The sequence below is a fragment of the Fulvivirga aurantia genome (assembly GCF_009711475.1).
Classification (GTDB): Bacteria; Bacteroidota; Bacteroidia; order Cytophagales; family Cyclobacteriaceae; genus Fulvivirga; species Fulvivirga aurantia.
In genome coordinates this window covers 1-588 of sequence record NZ_SMMD01000121.1, presented here as the reverse complement: position 1 = coordinate 588, position 588 = coordinate 1, and the positions used below count along the sequence as shown (strand labels likewise).

Here is a 588-nt window from a genome sequence, read left to right as displayed (position 1 = left end):
AATTTGGAATGATGAAGTAATCGCTGAAAGTGACGATACCGTAGTGATAGAAGGCAATCACTATTTCCCTAAAGACTCTATCAAAAAAGAGTTTTTTAAAGAATCGGCTACAAATAGTGTGTGCCCTTGGAAAGGCACAGCCAGCTATTATTCTTTACAAGTGAATGGAGAAGAAAATAAAGATGCAGCCTGGTACTATCCTGATACCAAAGAAGGCGCCAAGAAAATAGAAGGCATGGTGGCATTTTGGAAAGGGGTGGAAGTTAAAAACTAACGACCATTTCTTCTCGTGCGACCCAAAAATTTAAAGGCATCGACTAATAGGAAGGTGCCTGTTGCACCCGTTACACCCCCTGCAATGAGCATGGCTTGACCCAGCTCATCTTTTTCTCGCCCAAGCATAAGGCCGCCAGCGATTGTAATGGAGTAGCCAATAGTGGCTACCGCAATACCGCGTTGAAACTTTGCTTTTGATTTAGCGAGATTCATATTGATGTGCTCAACATCAAGCTTTACATTCATGATCTCTCTTTTAAGCGAATCGAGAGGAGTTTGAGCGAAAGATGAGCCAGCCATCAACAAACAAGC

At 42.7% G+C, this 588-nt stretch carries 2 protein-coding genes; one reads left to right on the top strand and one right to left on the bottom strand.

Annotated features, from left to right (window positions below):
- The first annotated feature begins 1 nt into the window (after window position 1).
- On the top strand, window positions 2-274 hold the full coding sequence (locus E1176_RS00295; RefSeq protein WP_343030481.1) for a DUF427 domain-containing protein: 273 nt from the start codon (window positions 2-4) through the stop codon (window positions 272-274).
- On the opposite strand, the gene E1176_RS20110 is transcribed toward E1176_RS00295, so the two are convergent.
- Window positions 271-588, bottom strand: a 318-nt coding sequence (locus E1176_RS20110; protein WP_185152469.1) for a hypothetical protein, incomplete at its 5' end; no start/stop codon positions are given. The genes E1176_RS00295 and E1176_RS20110 overlap by 4 nt on opposite strands.